The organism is Stutzerimonas stutzeri (assembly GCF_000952685.1).
GTDB lineage: Bacteria > Pseudomonadota > Gammaproteobacteria > Pseudomonadales > Pseudomonadaceae > Stutzerimonas > Stutzerimonas stutzeri_E.
Genome location: NZ_JYHV01000021.1, coordinates 100460 through 118700 on the forward strand (window position 1 = coordinate 100460; position 18241 = coordinate 118700).

Consider the following 18241-nt stretch of genomic DNA (forward strand, 5'->3'; position numbering starts at 1 on the left):
AGAAGGAACTTCAATGACCACCATGCCCCGCCCCATCTACGAAACCAAAGAGGACAAGGACATTGACCTGGCCCACCTCTTTGACACGCTCATCAATAATCGGGCCTTGATCCTCACCATCACAGGCTTCTTCGCGGCACTAGGTGTCGCCTACGCATTGCTCGCCACGCCGGTGTATCTGGCCAGCGCGATGATTCAGATCGAGCCGAAGAATGGCTTGCCCAGCCTCACCGATGTGGTGGGCAACGCACCGGCAGTCTCCCCGGCACAGACCGAAATCGCACTGCTCAAGTCGCGCTCCGTTGTGGGCGGCGCGGTGGAGGCGCTCAACCTCGACATCAACATCGAGCCGCATTACTTCCCCCTGATCGGCGGGTTCGTGTATCGCCGCTTCGAGCCGACTGAAGAAGGCGAGCTGGGTTGGTACCCGGACGGTTTCGAGTCCTACGCCTGGGGCGGTGAATCGCTGCGTGTCACTCAGCTGATCGTGCCGGACAAGATGCATGGCGAAGAGTTGACACTGGAAGCCGCTGAGAATAATGGCTTCATTCTGCGCGACCCCGACGACGAAGTGGTCGCTCAGGGTGTGGTTGGCGAACCGGTCGAAACGCCGGATTACGGAATTACCGTCGCCGAGCTCAACGCGCGGCCAGGTACCACCTTCACGGTGATCAAGAACCGCACCTACGCCACCACCGAGGACTACCAGAATCGCCTCTCCGCTGGCGAGCTCGGCAAGCAGTCCGGCATCGTCAATGTGACCCTGGAAGGCACCGATCCGGACAAGGCCATTCAGGTGTTGGAGGAAGTGGCGCAGCGCTATGTGGACCAGAACGTCGCACGCAACGCCGCCGAAGCGACCCAGAGCTTGGAATTCCTCAGCGAACAGGTACCGGAAGTTCGCAAGAAGCTCGATGCCGCCCAAACAGCGCTGAACAAGTACCAGACCGGCAACCGTTCGGTAGACATCTCGGCCGAAACCCAATCGGTACTGGATCGCATCGTCGATCTGGAAAAGCAGATTTCCGAGCAGAACCTCAAGCGTACCGAGATGGAACGCCGCTTTACCCGTCAGCATCCGAACTTCCAGGCGCTGATGAATCAGATCAATCAGCTACAGATGCAGAAGGCCGAGCTGGAGAAACAGATCGGCACCCTCCCCTCGACCCAGCAGGAACTGCTACGCCTGACCCGTGATGTGGAAGTGTCGTCCGAAACCTATTCGATGCTGCTGAACAAGACTCAGGAGCTGGACATTATCCGTGCCGGTACCGTGGGCAACGTGCACATCATTGACCACGCGGCAGCCGACATCGATCAGCCCGTCAAGCCGAACAAGCCACTGATCGTCATTGCAGCCATCCTCCTCGGAGGCCTTCTCGCAGTCGCCTTCGTTTATGTTCGCGAGGCGCTCAAGCGCGGCGTGGAGAATCCAGAAGAGATCGAGCGAGTCGGCATTCCGGTGTACGCCGCAATCCCGTTCAGCGAGAAGCAGGGCGCGCTGGAAAAACGTTTGGCCAACTTCAAGCGGGACAAAAGCAGTGCTTCTTATCTGCTGACCATCAACGATCCGGCGGATCTGGCGACCGAAGCCATGCGCAGCCTGCGCACCAGCTTGCACTTCGCCATGATCGAGGCCAAGAACAATATCCTGATGATCACCGGCCCCAGTCCAGCCGTCGGTAAGTCGTTCGTCACCAGCAACCTGGCGGCGGTAATCGCGCAATCCGGCAAAAAAGTGCTGCTGGTCGACGCCGACATGCGCAAGGGGTATCTGCACAAAGTCATGCGTTGCCAGGGTGAGAAAGGGCTTTCGGACATCCTGTCCGGGCGCATCACGCTGTTCGACGCCATCCAGAAGACCCAGCTCAACAACTTGCACGTGATTGCTCACGGCCAGTTGCCACCCAACCCGTCCGAGCTGCTGATGCACGAGAACTTCTCTCGCTTCGTCAAAGAAATCAGCACGATGTACGACATGGTGATCTTCGACACGCCGCCGATCCTCGCAGTCACCGATGCCGCCCTGGTCGGCAGCCAGGCTGGCACCACGCTGATGGTTACCCGCTACGGCCTGAACGGCGTCAAGGAGATCGAGGTCGCCAAGCGCCGCCTCGAGCAGAACGGGCTTCTGGTCAAAGGCGTGATCTTCAATGCCGTGATTCGCAAGGCGTCGAATTACAGCGAGTACGGCTACTACCAGTACGACTATCAGAGCAAGTGAGTGTACCCGGCATGTACCGCATGCCGGCCTCACGAACAACAGCTTTTGCCACTCGTTGCTCCGCATCGACTACTCGTTCCCGTTCGCTCGCATTCGTTAGCGAACGGTGCACGCAGGTTGCGCAGTCAATGCCAGCCCTGTTGCAGATAGTTCAATTGGAGATCAAGGTAAATATGACACGTTGCTTTCTTTCGCCCGTGCTTGGCGCGATACGGCTGGCTGCAGGCTTGGCACTGGTCAGCTGTGTATCGCTTGCGCAGGCTCAATCCAGCGAGAATAGCGCCGGTATCGACCTGATCGGCATCAATATGTCCGGCGCCAATTTCGCACCTCATATAACGCCCGGTAAGGTCGGCACTAACTATTTCTACCCGGAGGAAAAATACTTCAAGTATTACGCGGACAAAAATATCCGTTTGATCCGCTTTCCATTCATCTGGGAGCGCGTGCAACATGACCTATACAAAGGCGTGAACTTCGATCAGATCCGCCTGATTAGGCGCACTTTGGATTACGCGGCCAAGCATGGCCAGAAAGTCATTCTGGATATGCACAACTATGGCCGATACAAGGGCAACCTGATCGGCTCTCCCGAAGTGCCATACGAAGCCTACGCTAGCGTCTGGAGAAAACTCGCCGAAGAGTTCAAGGATCACCCCGCTCTGCTGGGCTACGACATCATGAACGAGCCCCACTCCACCAAGGGATTGTGGCCAGCTGCGGCACAGGCGGCGGTCGATGCGATCCGTCAGGTGGACATGAACACCCTGATCTTCGTGGAGGGCGACCGCTGGGCCAGCACTTTCCACTGGCGCAAGGTGAACGAGGACTTTCTGATCGAAGACCCCGCAGACAAGCTCATTTACGAAGGTCACCTGTACTTCGACAAAGACTTTTCCGGACGCTATGCAGCGGACGAAACCGTCAGCCCCATGTTGGGGGTGGAGCGAGTCCGACCTTTCGTCGAGTGGTTGCAGGAACACAACCTTAGAGGTTTCTTGGGTGAGTACGGCGTACCTGGCCATTCCGAGTCGATGCTGGTCGCCATGGATAAATTGCTCGGCTATCTCAACGAACACTGCATTCCCAGTGCCTATTGGGCCGGCGGCCCGGGTTGGGGCAAGTACGTCCTGGCCGTTGAGCCCATCGACGGTAACGACCGGCCGCAAATGGAGGTGCTGCAAAAGAACATCGCCAATAGCTGTACGGAATACGGACCGACGCCGCGGCCTTGATCGATGCCCAGCTACCCTATCCGCGTATCCGCCGTGGAGAAACGCGTAGCACCTCGGCGGTGTGACGGCAGTCAGAAATTTTTGGCAAAACTGGCAATCACACGCAACCCAACCACTAACCGGTTGTCCAACGTTTCGACCGAGCATCAGCGGATTAATGCGAGCGAAACTCGAATGACCCGCCTATCGAAGGAGTCTGGTTACCGACGGTTGCTGCGCGATGAAAGGCAGGCCGGTAACAGCGATACCAGGACGACGCATCGAAGCATCGGTACGACAACGTTCAATGGCTTGAGTTTGTTGCGGCGTAGTTGGTCTGGACAATGGAAAAGCACCTAAGGACCCAGGTGATGACAAACATCAGCTCAAGATTCTTTTATTTACCTTTGACGGTGTTGGCGCTCGTTCTACATTTCTCTGTATTCGGCGATAGCACGCACAACCCGATCGGATTCAAATTTCTCAACGAAGCCTATCTGGCGGTTTGCCTTGGTGCATCGTTGCTTCTCGTGCTCGCAGCTGCAGAGGATGCGTCCCGAGAATTGCGCGTTCTGATGTACTACGCCTTATATAGCGTTTTGGTATTTACTCTGCTGCCGGCGATATTCTCGTTCTATACGTTCGGCCAACCCATTGCTTACGGGCTTATCGAAGAACGAAGAATTTTGTTCGCTTTTGGTTTCGCACCTCTTTTATTGCTCGCGAAAAAACTGACGACCCGCCAGTTCGAGCATTCGCTCTTGGGCGCGGCGCTGCTGGCAGTATTTCTTTCATGGTGCTTCAAGTTCGGCCTGTTGCCTGATCTGCGCACAGAGCAAACAGCATGGGACCGTCCAGATCGCTCCTCCATAGGCCCCTTTCTGATTTGCTTTACCTACTTCTATTGCATTCAGACCTGGGCGAGAGGGAAGTCTCCGATCAATGGCGACAAGCGGGCGCGTAACCTCTATCTCATCATGGCCGCGATACTTCTCATGACGCTGATTTTCGCAACGCAAACTCGCCAGCTTATTGTACTTTGCCTTGCTTTTACGCTTTTTTCTCTTAGGGCCAAGGCCATCATATGGGCCGCTTCACTCTGTATTATCTTATCGCCCTTCTATTTCTATCCAGAACTTCTCCAAACCTTGGGGCTGAACATCGAGTTCTATCAAAACAGTCTTGAAGGCGATGTAGACGATGGCGTGCGTCGTTACACGATCGCCGCCATATTCAATCATCTGGATCTGGTCAACTGGCTTCCCAGCGGTTCACTTTCGCTGATGTGGCAGGACGGCTTCATCCCTTATTTCGGTGAACATTTTTTCCTGTCGGACGTCGGGATCATCGGAACCATGTTCCGCTTCGGGTTTCTGACCTTCCTGGTGGTGCCAATGTCGCTGTTCATTTATCAGCGCATCGCCCGCAACATAAACCCGGACATGGGCTTCAATTACGCGGTCATGCTGGCGCTCTTCGTGATATGGCCACTCAGCGGCCTGTTCGAATACGCACAACCGATCGTTGTCATGCTTTTCGTTGTACATGCTTTACGCGCACGCCATCTTCGCAGCAAGGAACGAGTACATGAACGTCGCACTTATTCTCAACTACAAAGCTGCTACTGAAACTATCAGCTGCGCAGAAAGCCTGCTCACTCATTGCTCGACAATCGATCATATCGTCATCGTCGACAACGACTCCCAGGATGGGTCAGCCCTTGCCTTCCAGCAATGGCTGGATGACAAGGCATATGCAAAGGTAACGTTGCTCTGCAATCCGGAAAATAACGGTTATGCCGGCGGCAACAATTATGGCTTGCGCTGGGCGATGGAAAATCTCCAGCCCACCTACTTCTGGGTTGTCAACAACGATACGTATGTCGACAGCGATGCTTTCTCGCCGTTACTCGAAGCGTTGCAGCGGGACGACCGCCAGTTCGTCGGTTCGCTCGTGCTGAGCGCCGACACCGGGCGTTTGGAATGTTACGGGGGCGGAAAGCTGTACCCCATCCTGGGCAAGGCACGCCTGCTTGGAAAAAACCAGAGCCTCGAAGCACTGCAGCAGCAGAACCTCCAGCATGACCCCGATTACATAATGGGTTGCAGTCTCGCGTTTTCAGCGGCGCTGACGAAGGAGATCGGCCTGATGGACGAAAGCTACTTCATGTACTTCGAAGAAGTGGATTGGCAATACCGCGCCAGGCGCTTCGGTATCTCGATCAAGGTCATTCCAGAAAGCCGCCTGTTCCACTATGGCTCTCTCAGCCTGGGAAATCGCTCGGCTTTCTATCATTACTATCGCAACCGAGCGGCCACTCGCTTCAATAAGCGATTCTATGGACCGCTCTTCGCACTTACTTCCGCATTCTTGCTTTCAGCCGTTACAACGATAAAGGAATTCAGAAATCCCACCCTCGCCTGGTCGGGTATCAAGGGCGCTTTCAAGGGAGTAGCAATGAGTGTCAAGTGATACTAATGCGTTCGGAATAGATTTCTATTCCGGCAATAAGAAAACGTTATTGAGCTACATCCGAGAGGGTGTTAAGCAACCCTATTCATTTGTAGTAACGCCGAACGTGGATCACCTCGTTCAACTGGAGCATGACGAAGAGCTCCGAGATGCGTACGCCAAAGCCCGCTGGAGGCTCTGTGACAGCCGTATTCTTCTATCGTTGTTGGGACGCCTGGGTGTGCATCTGGACGAGGCCATTCCGGGCAGCGACCTGACCCTGGATATTCTCAAATGGGCCGACAAGGATCGCTTGCGCGTGGTTCTGATTGGTTCGTTGCAGTCGGAAGCCGACAAGCTGAGAGCCCTCTACCCCGGCATCGATCTGTATCACTACAACCCGCCGATGGGCTTCATCAAGAACCCCGAAGAAGTGCAGCGTTGCTTGCAATTCGTTCGGGAAAACCCGTCGGAACTGGTTCTGTATGCCGTAGGGACGCCGCGCGGAGAAGTTCTGGCCGCGGCGACTCAGTCTCATGAGCGTTCTGGCATGGGCTTTTGTATTGGTGCGTCCATCTCTTTTGCGACGGGCACCATCAAGCGTGCGCCGAAGTGGATGCGCGAATACAAGCTCGAGTGGCTTCATCGCATGTGCATGGAACCCCGCAGGCTGGCCAAACGTTATTGGATTGATGCGTTGTATATCGTGCCCGCCTTTCTACGGGAAAAAAGCTCGAGGCAAAAAGCCAGCCCCGCAAAGCAGGAGTCTTGATCGGATATCGAAGGGCTGCCAAAGGGCATGCCACCGTCGTTTCGTTATGTTGGTCGGCAACTAACGAAAAAAACTCGCGAATACTGCTTCGCTGCTGCTTTCCAGACAATAGCGAAGCAAGAGCAATTTCTAAAATCTAACCTCAAACAGGGAAGAACATGAAAGCAATCATCACGGGCATCACAGGGCAAGACGGCGCTTATCTGGCGGAGCTTCTGCTGGAAAAAGGCTACACCGTATATGGCACTTTTCGGCGTACCAGCTCGGTAAATTTCTGGCGAATCGAAGAGCTGGGTATCGACAAACACCCCAATCTGCATCTCGTTGAGTATGACCTTACCGACCTGTCCTCCAGCATCCGCTTACTTGAGAACAGCGGTGCAACCGAGGTGTACAACCTCGCGGCACAAAGTTTCGTCGGGGTTTCATTCGAACAACCGCTGACCACCCTGGACATCACAGGCGCAGGCGCTGTGAACCTGTTGGAAGCCATTCGTATCGTCAATCCGAAGATTCGCTATTACCAGGCCTCCACCTCGGAAATGTTCGGTAAGGTTCAAGCCATTCCGCAAGTGGAAACCACCCCCTTCTACCCTCGCAGTCCCTATGGCGTCGCCAAGCTCTACGCGCATTGGATGACCATCAACTACCGAGAGTCATACGACATCTTTGGTTGCAGCGGGATCCTGTTCAACCACGAATCGCCTCTGCGCGGCCGCGAGTTCGTGACCCGGAAAATCACCGATTCAGTGGCAAAGATCAAACTGGGTCAGCTGGATGTGCTCGAACTGGGCAACATCGACGCGAAGCGTGATTGGGGTTTCGCCAAAGAATACGTCGAAGGAATGTGGCGCATGCTGCAGGCCGACGAGCCTGACGTTTTCGTACTGGCGACGAACCGTACCGAAACCGTGCGTGATTTCGTGACCCTGGCATTCAAGGCAGTCGATACCGAACTGCGATGGGAAGGCAGCGGTGAGCAGGAGCAGGCTATCGACACGGCGACTGGCAAGGTCGTTATGCGGGTCAATCCAAAGTTCTATCGCCCAGCAGAAGTCGATCTGTTGATCGGCGACCCGCAAAAGGCCAAAGACGTGCTGGGCTGGGAACCCAAAACTTCGCTGGAACAGCTGTGCCGCATGATGGTGGACGCCGACCTGCGCCGCAACCAGCAGGGTTTTTCGTTCTAGGAAGGTTGATCGCCCACTGAGCGGAGCTGTACTGGATGCTTTAGTTGGGCACCGGCACACTCCGCCAGAGAACCGCGAAGGACACCGGACCTGTTCTCTGAGCTCACTTCCCCTGAACGATGGCCAGCTTGTTTATGCCAGCGATTCACGGTCGGCGCTGGCTTGAACTGATCAGAAAGATGAAAGGCGCCGTTCCAACGGCGCTTTGTAATCAGCCAGCCGACCGTAACCGGGACGCAACATCCCATGCCTATACCAGGGATAGATCGCTCCGCTGAAATTGGAATTTCATGCTATCGGGAAGAACATGCGTAAAGTGCTGATTACCGGCGTCACCGGTTTTACCGGCCGCTATATGGCAGAAGAATTCGCAGCCTACGGCTACGAGGTTCATGGCCTCAGCTATCGCCAACCCATGGGTGAACTGCCGATGGCGGTCTCAGCCATTCATTGCTGTTCGCTGAACGACACCGAGACGCTGCGAGCACTGTTGACGGAAATACGGCCCACCTATGTTGTCCATCTGGCCGCCGTGTCTTTTGTCGCACATACCGATGCGGACGCGATCTACAACGCCAACCTGCTCGGCACTCGTCACCTGCTCGAAGCGCTACGCACAACAGCTACCGGCCTGGAAGGCGTGCTCCTGGCCAGCAGTGCGAATGTCTATGGAAACGCTACCGAAGGCGTACTGGACGAATCTTCACCTTTTGCTCCGGCCAACGATTACGCTGTGAGCAAAGCAGCAATGGAGTACCTGGCGCGACTATACGTTGGGCGGTTGCCGTTGATTATCAGCAGGCCGTTCAATTACACGGGGGTTGGTCAGGCTGAGCAATTCCTCATCCCGAAAATCGTCGCGCACACACGTCGTCGCGCCGATGTTATCGAACTGGGGAATCTGGATATCGCCCGCGACTTCTGCGATGTCCGTCAGGTTGTACAGGCCTATCGACGACTGTTGGAAACCCCCGCCGCAATCGGCGAAACGGTCAATATCTGCTCGGGTTCTGCGTATACGCTCGAATATGTTCTTGAGCAGGCGGCCGCCATATCCGACCACCGAATGGAGGTCAGGGTTAATCCAACCTTCGTGCGCAGCGCTGATGTAAAAAATCTGTTCGGCTGCAGAACCAAGCTGGACTCGCTTATCGGCGACCTTCCCCAGATAGAACTGAAGGATACCTTGCGCTGGATGATCGAACAGCCATTGGAGAATTAATACTTTTTTCAATAACAGCGGCGTTGCCGAGGGCCTAAGGGCATTGCGATTGGTTATAACAGAGCGGGTATCTTCGATCCTTTTTAAGCTCGACTGGTACGAGCATCGAATGGCGTACGGTTATTCATAAGCCTTACTTCTCCGCTTATTTGCATGCGTGCCGCAACCGCGCCCCAGGGTGAAAAGAAACGAATTGCCGTTCTAGACGCTCTCATCGCTTAGCACCACAAATGCTTGCTACATCAATGCCTGATTTGTGCGCATTGTCTTGAACCCCCGAGAAACGGAGCGGTCTATGGCTACGGTGAGCGGCAAGCGCCTGTTGCAGTCTCGTGAAAGCGCTAAGCAGGTTGACTGAAGCCTGTCAGTAACTCTTCCGAAACAGGTCTCACATCGAGTCATGACGTACGACTTCCAGCGCTTTGCGGTAGCGGCATCAGGAGAAGCAGATATTGAATCGTTTTTGCACTTTCGAAAAACCGATTGTTGATAGACGAATCAATTTCGCTCGTTCCTTCAGTTCCAAGTGAATCTGCTGTTTCACTTCGTAAAACAACTATTCCGTCAAGGATGAAGAACCATGAAACCATTATTTGCTCTCGCTTTCTCTTCCGTACTGGTGCTCCAGGGATGCGTGTTTTCGCCTGGCCAACACCTTGATCCGGATGAATTCAAGGACGGTGCGGTATCAGAAGACGGTACTGTACAGCTGATTCGCATCACTCCCGATATGCTCAAGGGCGAGCTGTCCTCGGACAGGGGCACCTCCAGCAAGCAGGAACTGATCGACTACAAACCGGAGGCGTACCGTATCGGCGCCAACGATCTTCTCTATATAACCGTATGGGATCATCCGGAGCTGACAGCACCGTCCGGTCCGCAGCAGCAACTCGATGCCAACGGGCGCCTGGTTCGCCCTGATGGCACCCTGTTCTACCCCTACATCGGCACCGTCAACGCTGCGGGCCGTACTATTGAAGAACTGCGAACCGACATCGCACGCCGCCTCGCCAATTACATTGACAGCCCACAGGTGGACGTTGCATTGCTGCGTTACGGTAGCCAGCGCGTAGTCCTGTCCGGCGCGTTCAATACGGCTGGCGAAGTACCAGTCACCACCGCCCCGATTACGCTGGTCCAGGCCATCGGCCAGGCCGGTGTAGACACCGAGACCGCTGACCTGTCCAGCCTGATCCTCAAGCGTGACGGTCGCGAGTACATGCTTAACCTCGACGACCTCAACCGTCCAGATTCCTGGCTGAACCAGGTCTACCTGAAAGACGGTGACCAGCTCCACCTGCCCTACAACGACCAGAAGAAGATCTATGTGCTCGGTGAAGTCACCCAGCCACAGGCGCTCAGCTTCAAGGCCTCGAGCTTCAATCTGATGGATGCCATCGGTACTGCAGGCGGCATTCGACAGGATACGGCTGACGGCGAAGCGGTCTATGTCATCCGTGGCGCAGAGAACATCGCCACCGAGAAAGCCAAGGTATTCCAACTGAACGCGGCCTCCCCCACCGCCTTCGCCCTGGCCAAAAGCTTCCCGCTCCAGCCGCAGGATGTGGTGTTCGTAGGGCCGGCCGGAATCACTCGCTGGAACCGCTTCATCAGCCAGCTGTTGCCGTCGGCCACCGTGGTCGGTACCGGTGCGGCGTTCAACCGCTAATGACGTGAAAGGCATCAGGTCCAGCGCGGCCTGAGAAAAAGAACCGCAGCCAGCCCCTTGGGCGGCTGCGGTTTTTTATTTCCGTCCACATCCCGTGTGATGCCCGAGCCAGTGAGCTTGTGCCATCAGCATTGAGTGAACGACATCAACTGCCTATTCGGTCGGGATAGTTGGGTCATCTTCAAACATGTCGATGTCTTCATCGGTGAGCTCCGGCTCCTCGGGGTCGGACATCGGGGCATCATTGATGCTAGCGCCGTCCGGATCCCCGGGCAGGGGCGCCTGCGCGTCAGGATCGTTCGCCGCCTGTACTTCAGTAAACATCATGGATTCGACTTGCATGCTTCACCTCGCAGTGAGGCTCTCGATGAGCCTCTGCAAATTTCGAACGGTGAAGCCGCGATTGGTGCTGAACCTTCAGTCGGAACAGCGAAGCGCGTAATTAGCCGCAACCGCCTTCCGTATGACATCAGCTCGGCCTTGCGGTAGGCGCAAGCTGAAACACACGGGCACACGAGGACATCCTGAACCAGCACCCGATGCCCTATTCGCCTCCACCGAGAACGCCATCAGGAGCGCGCCGAAACCAACTCGATTACGAGTGTCCTGCAGCAGTGGCAGGACGCCGGAAGGCCGTCTGGCTTTCCGGCTGTAACCTGCCCTTTGTCGATAACGCTCATCCAGGCAAGGCATGGGCCAACGCATAGGCCATTGCAACCAGCGAGACGTCAGATGGGGCGGTCAACGGCTCTTAATTTGCCGCTTGGGCCACCGCCGCAGAAGAAGCGGCCCGTGCCATCGTATTCGAGCCCGGATACGCCGACACCCTCAGGCATTTCGACGGCGTCCAGCACGTCGCCTGTGGCCAGGTCGATGCGCCTCAGCTCGCTCTGGCCTTCCTCCCAAACTCCATGCCAGAGTTCCCCGTCGGCCCAGGTGACGCCTGTGACGAAACGGTTGGACTCGATGGTTCGAAGAATGGCGCCTGTTTGAGGATCGAGTTGATAGATCTTTCGCCCGCGATACTGGCCAACCCAGAGCGTCCCTTCTGCCCATGTCAGACCCGATGCATCTCCAGGTGCCGTAATGGTGGCAAGCACTGTGCCGTCCGTGGGATCGACTTTATGAATGAGGTCGCCCGATATCTGGTACAGGTACTGGCCGTCGAATGCCGTTCCGGCATCCGAGCAGACATCGATCGAACGCAGGGTTTCGCCGGTTGATGGATCGAGCGCATGCAGTTTGTCTCCGCTTGCAAACCAGACGTGCTGGCCATCATAGCTGACGCCATGCACGCTCTCGATGCCATCGAAGGGTCCGTATTCTCGTGCGATGTGTGCTGCTGATCGGTTCATGTGTCCATTCCTCCTTAACAGGTGGGAAGATCCTAGTCACATCATCACGGAAACGGGGAGTAACAAGATCGGCGCGAAACCAGGCGTGTGCGACGTCATCCAGCGCCGCGACCTACCGCTACCGAATGATTGCACGCTACCGACCGTCGCCAACGAGTCCAATGCTCGTTGCACGCTGCGCTGGCTGGTTCCGAGCGCAAGGGCAAGCGCGGAACTCGACCAGGACTCACCGTCAGCCAAGCAGGCGAGCACGGCCGTGTGTTTCTCTTCGGCGGGGCGTGTCAGCACAGCGACCTCGTCCGTCGCAAGCGGCGCGAGCACGAATCCCCGCTTCGTTGCAGTCACGCCAACCAGCCCCAACAGCAATGCTCGAAGACGCCCGATCTCCACACGCAACCGAGCCCTGTGCGACTCATCGACGGCCCGGGCCCGGAATGCTCGTTCAATCAAGGTGCGTCGCGATACGTCTGCCGGCCAGGCTTCTCCCAGCACGCGGATCAGCTCGAACAGCACAGGGCGTTTGATCAAAGAAATGCTCGCATTGCCTTTACACACGATATGACGGCATGCGTCCACAACGACCATGCCTGACGTCAGTACCTGTTGCACTTCGTCCAGCTGCACCAGTCGGTCGTCGCGCTGCGTAGTCAGCCGTGCGACCGGCTTGCTCAATGCAGCGGAGGCGCGTTGCAGCTCCGCACTCAGAGCGGGAATGCATGCTCGGCTCGCCGCATCCTCGGCTCGTGCCAGCGCCCTGCGCGCGCTATCGACCTGAAGACGCCGGAGCGCTATGGCTGCAACGACCAGCTCATGGATCGCCTTGGACGCGGGTCCAAGTACTGCCGAATCCAGTGCGGCCAGAGCGCATTCAGCGTCGTCCATGCGGCCGATCAGAACCAACCGCCGAAGCTCGATCAAACGCGCGTGCGCGGCGTTCGGCCAATCTCCATGCGCTTCGAGTGTCGCTCTCGCGTCGTCGAGCCTTTGCGACGGCCAGCCCAGATCGCGTGAAGCAAGCGCGATCTCGGCTTCGGCGACAACGCACCGGGCGCGGGGCACCGCCTCTTCGAAGCCGAAGGCGGCGTCACGCAATAGGGCCTTCGCTCGCACGAAATCCCCGAGTTGTGCCATTGCGATACCCCGAAGCGCAAGCGCTGCCGGATCGTCGCACAACGCGACCCTTTTGAGAGCGCCAAGTGGATCGCCAGATGCAAGTGCCTGCGCCGCGGCTTTCCTCAGAGAATCCATCCGCATCCCGTCCACACCTATATACCTCGAGGCTCCGATCGATCTGTCTTCCAGTGTCGATGACAGATCCTCCTTTTGATCCGAAGGACAACAAACCCATCGCTAGGAGTGGGCGGCCCCTCGCGGGCAGTTAACTGGCAGACGTTGCAGTCACTCTCATCGATGTCGATCTGCCCCAATGAGCCTAGCCGCTCCACGGAATTTCCATGCGCTGATAGTAGTAGCCACAGTTATGCAGCCCGGCAATGGGCCGGCAAACACAGCGTCCCATCGCTCGCACAAGGCTGACGCCTTCTATTAGAAGCTGGCCAGCCGAACGGCAAGGATGCCGTTCGATAATCGCACAGTAAGCAGCATGCCCGATTGATTGCGCAGACCGGAGCTTGCACGATTCATCGGCGATACGAGCCGCTGTCCGCCAAGGCGAGCCTTGCTCCCTTCCAGACACGCCGTTCGAACATAACAATGAATAAAAAAGGATGACGTGATGCTCAAGTTCCCCAAAACGCTGCTGTCCATGTTTGCGCTCGGGTCCCTCATGCTGAACGGCGCGGCCCATGCCGATGAACCAGTAGTCACCCTGAAACTGGCCCACTTCCTGCCCGCGCATTCGGTGACCCAGGCGCAATTTCTCAAACCTTGGGCGGAACGCATCACCCAGCAGTCCAACGGACGCATTCAGTTCCAGTTCTATCCTTCTATGCAGCTCGGCGGCACACCACCGCAGCTGGTCGATCAGGTTCGCGATGGCGTAGCCGACATCGTCTGGACCTTGCCTGGCTACAGCAGCGGCCGCTTTCCGCTCACCGCGGCGTTCGAACTGCCCTTCATGAGCAGTTCCTCGGAAGCCAGTAGCCAGGCCATGTGGGACTTCATTCAAAGACATGGACAGGACGAATTTGCCGACATGCACCTGTTGGCCACGCATCTGACTGATGGTGCCCTCGTGCATACGACGAAAAAGCCTATTCATACTTTGAAGGATTTCCGCGGCCAGAAGCTGCGCGCAGCCAACCGCACCGCCGCCAAGACCATCGGGCTGCTCGGCGCTACGCCTGTGGCGATGCCCGTCCCGCAGGTTCCCGAAGCCCTGTCCAAAGGCGTTGTGGACGGTGCGGTGCTGCCATGGGACGTAGTCCCTGCGCTCAAACTGCACGAACTGGTCAGGTACCACACCGAAACCGCTGCTGGCACCCCGGCGCTGATGCACACCGCGCTGATCGTCGGGATGAACCAGGACACCTACAACAATCTGCCCGCTGATCTGAAGCAGATTATCGATGCCAACAGCGGTCGCGAACTCTCCCGCGAAGCTGGACGCATCTGGGACAACCAGGTGGTGGAAACGGGCCACAAGCTGGCTCAGTCGCGCAATAACGAAATCTACATACTGCCCCCGGAGGAGCAGGCCAAGTGGGTTCAGGTTACCAGCAAGGTCAGTGAAGACTGGATCAATGAAGTTGAAAGCAAAGGCTACGAGAACGGCAAAGCGCTGCTGGAAGAAGCTCGCCAACTGATCGAGCAATACAACGCCCAGCTATCCCACTGATCGATACAGGCAGTACCGACGGTGCTGCCCTGGAGAGTTACATGAGCGAACCCATTGCCCAGGTTGCCCCGGCGCCTGCGGATCCCCTTGGCCGCCTGCTCGACGTGCTGTCGCGCTTGCTAGCCATCGTAGGCGGCCTGGTGCTAGTAGCGATGACATTGATGGCGACCTACAGCATCGCCATGCGCGCGCTTTTCGACGAGCCGCTGCTCGGCGACGTCGAGCTTGTGCAGATGAGCTGCGGCATCGCTATCGTCTTCTTTCTGCCGCTGTGCCAGCTGCGACGCGGCAATGTCATTGTCGACGTATTCACCCTGCATGCTTCGGCACAGGTGCGCAACGGTCTTGACGCCCTGGGCGGCTTGTTGATGGCGCTGACCGCGGCGGTGCTGGCCTGGCGCTCGGTAGTCGGCACCGTCGATGCCTACGGCACCGGCGAGGAATCGATCATCATGGGCTTGCCGATCTGGTGGTCGATGACCGCCTTCGCCCCTGGTTTCGCCCTGCTGGCGCTGGTGGCGCTGTACACCGCGTGGCAGGATTTTCGCGGTAAGGGCCAGTCCATATGAGCAGTGTTGAAATCGGTGGACTGTTTCTCGCTATCCTTCTGGTGTTGTTGGTGGCACGCATCCCGATTGCCATCGCCATGCTGCTGACCGGTGTCGGCGGCTACGTTGCCATCAGCGGCTGGCCACCATTGCTGAGCTACCTGAAAACGGTCGCCTATGCGCGATTCACCGTTTATGACCTTTCGGTCATTCCTCTCTTCCTGTTGATGGGCCAGTTCGCCTCACGCGGCGGCTTGGCGACAGGGCTGTTCCGCGCCGCTGCGGCGATGATCGGCCACTGGCGCGGCGGCTTGGCGATGTCGGCAGTCGGCTCCTGCGCGGCCTTCGGCGCAGTCTGTGGTTCCTCCATTGCCACCGCCGCGACCATGGGCCAGGTCGCCCTGCCCGAACTCAAGAAGTACAACTACTCCGGCTCGCTGTCGGTGGGCTGCCTGGCCGCCGGCGGCACCCTGGGAATCCTCATCCCGCCGTCGGTCGTCTTAGTGATCTACGCCATCCTCGCCCAGGAAAACATCTCGTCGCTGTTCATGGCGGCGTTCATTCCCGGTGTGCTGGCGGCGATCGGCTATATGGTCGCGATCGCCATTTACGTGAGGATGAATCCAGACGCCGGTCCGGCACAGCCCCGCATGAACTGGCGCCAACGCCTGGCCGCGCAGAAAGGCGTATGGCCGGTATTCTTGATCTTTGTGCTGGTACTGGGTGGCATCTATGGCGGCTGGTTCACCCCCACCGAGGCCGCAGCGATCGGCACCGTCGGCACCGGTATCTTCGCCGTCGTGCTCGGCGGGATGCGCTGGGCGGGCTTCAAGGAAGTGCTCTACGGCACAGCGGTAACCACCGCAATGATCTTCATGATCCTGCTCGGCGCCGACATCATGAATTCCTTTCTCGCTATTTCGCAGCTCCCGGTAGCGCTAGCCGAGGCCATCACCAACAGCGGCGTCGGGCCGTTCGTGGTGCTCGCCGGGATCCTCATTCTGTACCTGATCCTCGGCTGCGTGATGGACACCATGTCGATGATCCTGTTAACCATCCCGATTTTTTTCCCGCTGATCATGGGCCTCGATTTCTATGGGCTGGACCAGACCGAGAAGGCCATCTGGTTCGGCGTACTGGCGCTGATGGTGGTGGAGATCGGCATGATAACGCCGCCGGTGGGAATGAATGTCTACGTCATCAGCAGCATGGCCCGCGACGTGAGCCTGCGCGATGCCTTCCGCGGCGTGGTGCCCTTCCTGATCTCCGATGTCCTGCGTGTGGTGGTCCTGGTGCTGTTCCCCTCCATCACACTCTGCCTTGTGCGGTGGCTGTCATGACGCCACCCGACTAACCGGATTGCCGCCAGCGGCGGCGTATCACTCCCCCTCGCTTTGAAGCATCCGCGACTGCGGCGGGGAGCCCTCAACCTTGAAAAAGGGATAACAACAATGAAGCACCTGAACCACAACACCCGAGCAGACCGCATCCTGGTCCCGACGTTGCTCGCGGCATCCATTGCCGCCCTCGCCCCGCTGGCCGCCAGCGCCGAAGGCTTCGTCGACGACACCAAGATCACCGTCAATGCGCGCAACTTCTACATCGGCCGCGAATTCCGCGACGATTCGATCACCGACCGCAGCAAAGCCGAGGAATGGACCCAGAGCTTCATACTCAACATCCAGTCCGGCTATACCCCGGGCCCGGTCGGCTTTGGCGTTGACGTGCTCGCCGGTCTGGCGGTCAAACTCGATGGCGGTGGCGGTACCTACGGCACCGGCTTGCTGCCGCGTCATAGCGATGGTCGTCCGGCCGATGATTTCGGTCGTCTGGGCGTCGCGGCGAAAGCCAAGTTTTCCAATACCGAGCTGAAAATCGGCGAAATGATGCCGGTACTGCCGATCCTGCGCGCCGACGACGGCCGTTCGCTGCCGCAGACCTTCGAGGGCGGCATGGTCACCTCGCGCGAAATCGATGGCCTGACCCTCAGCGGCGGTCAGTTCCGTCAGAACAGCCCGCGCGACGACGCCAGCATGGAAGACATGAGCTACGGCGGTGGCGTCTCCGACCGCTTCAACTACCTGGGTGGCGAATACGCCTTCAATGAAAAGCGCACCACCGTAGGGTTGTGGACTGCCGAGCTGAAGGACGTCTACGAACAGCAGTACGTTCAGCTGCTGCACACTCAGCCGTTGGGCTCCGACCTGGCCCTGACCGCCAACCTGGGCTACTTCCAGGGGGACGAGGACGGCAGCGCGCTGGCAGGCGAGCTGGACAACAAGACCTACTCCGGTCTGTTCGGTCTGAAAACTGGTGGCAACACCTTCTACGTCGGCCTGCAGAAAGTCAGCGGCGATACCGGCTGGATGCGCGTCAACGGCACCAGCGGCGGCTCGCTGGCCAACGATAGCTTCAACAATTCCTACGACAACGCCGGCGAACGCTCCTGGCAGGTGCGTCACGACTATAACTTCGCCGCCATGGGTGTGCCGGGTCTGACCCTGATGAACCGCTACATCAGCGGCGACAACATCAAGACCGCCGCCGACGACGATGCCAAGGAATGGGGCCGCGAAACCGAACTGGCCTACACCGTCCAGAACGGCCCGGCGAAGAACCTCAACATCAAGTGGCGCAACTCGAGCTTCCGCTCCCAGGCCAACACCCGTGACCTGGACGAGAACCGCCTGATCTTCAACTACCCGATCTCCATCTTGTAAGCGGCATCCACCACGCTGGACGCAACGCTCCTCGCTCCTGTTGCGGAAACTTTCGCCCGTCCTCGTGACGGGCTTTTTT

General features: G+C 57.7%; 15 protein-coding genes. 12 read left to right on the forward strand and 3 right to left on the reverse strand.

Annotation, left to right across the window (positions count from 1 at the left end):
* The first annotated feature begins 13 nt into the window (after nucleotides 1–13).
* The 8 genes from UF78_RS13140 to UF78_RS13175 all read left to right on the forward strand — a co-directional run bounded on the left by UF78_RS13140 (nucleotide 14) and on the right by UF78_RS13175 (nucleotide 10742).
* Nucleotides 14–2224: a polysaccharide biosynthesis tyrosine autokinase gene (locus tag UF78_RS13140; RefSeq protein ID WP_045162659.1), complete on the forward strand. Its 2211-nt coding sequence runs from the start codon at nucleotides 14–16 to the stop codon at nucleotides 2222–2224.
* A 173-nt stretch (nucleotides 2225–2397) separates the two neighbouring features.
* Entirely contained in the window at nucleotides 2398–3459 is a 1062-nt protein-coding gene (locus UF78_RS13145) for a glycoside hydrolase family 5 protein (RefSeq protein WP_045162681.1), read from the forward strand.
* Nucleotides 3460–3809: 350 nt separating this feature from the next.
* Complete coding sequence (locus tag UF78_RS13150; RefSeq protein WP_045162660.1) at nucleotides 3810–5066, forward strand: hypothetical protein; 1257 nt, start codon at nucleotides 3810–3812, stop codon at nucleotides 5064–5066.
* Entirely contained in the window at nucleotides 5026–5910 is an 885-nt protein-coding gene (locus UF78_RS13155; protein WP_045162661.1) for a glycosyltransferase family 2 protein, read from the forward strand. Before UF78_RS13150 ends, UF78_RS13155 begins: the two co-directional genes overlap by 41 nt.
* Nucleotides 5900–6661: a WecB/TagA/CpsF family glycosyltransferase gene (locus tag UF78_RS13160; RefSeq protein ID WP_045162662.1), complete on the forward strand. Its 762-nt coding sequence runs from the start codon at nucleotides 5900–5902 to the stop codon at nucleotides 6659–6661. The genes UF78_RS13155 and UF78_RS13160 overlap by 11 nt, the downstream gene beginning before the upstream one ends.
* Before the next feature lie 158 nt (nucleotides 6662–6819).
* Complete coding sequence (gene gmd / locus UF78_RS13165; RefSeq protein WP_045162663.1) at nucleotides 6820–7851, forward strand: GDP-mannose 4,6-dehydratase; 1032 nt, start codon at nucleotides 6820–6822, stop codon at nucleotides 7849–7851.
* A 307-nt stretch (nucleotides 7852–8158) separates the two neighbouring features.
* Nucleotides 8159–9073, forward strand: coding sequence for a GDP-mannose 4,6-dehydratase (locus UF78_RS13170; protein ID WP_045162664.1), 915 nt, complete (start codon nucleotides 8159–8161; stop codon nucleotides 9071–9073).
* Nucleotides 9074–9653: 580 nt separating this feature from the next.
* Nucleotides 9654–10742, forward strand: a complete 1089-nt coding sequence (locus UF78_RS13175) for a polysaccharide biosynthesis/export family protein (protein WP_045162665.1) — start codon at nucleotides 9654–9656, stop codon at nucleotides 10740–10742.
* 153 nt (nucleotides 10743–10895) lie between these two features.
* Here UF78_RS13175 and UF78_RS13180 read toward each other — a convergent pair whose 3' ends face one another.
* From UF78_RS13180 to UF78_RS13190, 3 genes are all read right to left on the reverse strand, one after another.
* Nucleotides 10896–11084 (reverse strand): hypothetical protein, encoded by a 189-nt coding sequence (locus tag UF78_RS13180; protein WP_045162666.1) that lies wholly within the window; start codon nucleotides 11082–11084, stop codon nucleotides 10896–10898.
* A 386-nt stretch (nucleotides 11085–11470) separates the two neighbouring features.
* Nucleotides 11471–12097 (reverse strand): PQQ-binding-like beta-propeller repeat protein, encoded by a 627-nt coding sequence (locus UF78_RS13185; RefSeq protein WP_045162667.1) that lies wholly within the window; start codon nucleotides 12095–12097, stop codon nucleotides 11471–11473.
* 36 nt (nucleotides 12098–12133) lie between these two features.
* Nucleotides 12134–13345 carry a hypothetical protein gene (locus UF78_RS13190; RefSeq protein WP_045162682.1) on the reverse strand — a complete coding sequence of 404 codons (1212 nt, stop codon included), beginning with the start codon at nucleotides 13343–13345 and terminating at the stop codon, nucleotides 12134–12136.
* 487 nt (nucleotides 13346–13832) lie between these two features.
* On the opposite strand from UF78_RS13190, the gene UF78_RS13195 reads away from it, so the two are divergent.
* The 4 genes from UF78_RS13195 (at nucleotide 13833) to UF78_RS13210 (ending at nucleotide 18162) form a co-directional block, all read left to right on the forward strand.
* On the forward strand, nucleotides 13833–14894 hold the full coding sequence (locus UF78_RS13195) for a TRAP transporter substrate-binding protein (protein ID WP_045162668.1): 1062 nt from the start codon (nucleotides 13833–13835) through the stop codon (nucleotides 14892–14894).
* Between the two features lie 41 nt (nucleotides 14895–14935).
* Nucleotides 14936–15463, forward strand: coding sequence for a TRAP transporter small permease (locus UF78_RS13200; RefSeq protein WP_045162669.1), 528 nt, complete (start codon nucleotides 14936–14938; stop codon nucleotides 15461–15463).
* Nucleotides 15460–16782, forward strand: a complete 1323-nt coding sequence (locus UF78_RS13205) for a TRAP transporter large permease (protein WP_045162670.1) — start codon at nucleotides 15460–15462, stop codon at nucleotides 16780–16782. The genes UF78_RS13200 and UF78_RS13205 overlap by 4 nt, the downstream gene beginning before the upstream one ends.
* A 111-nt stretch (nucleotides 16783–16893) precedes the next feature.
* Complete coding sequence (locus UF78_RS13210) at nucleotides 16894–18162, forward strand: OprD family porin (RefSeq protein ID WP_080890619.1); 1269 nt, start codon at nucleotides 16894–16896, stop codon at nucleotides 18160–18162.
* Nucleotides 18163–18241: the final 79 nt, after the last annotated feature.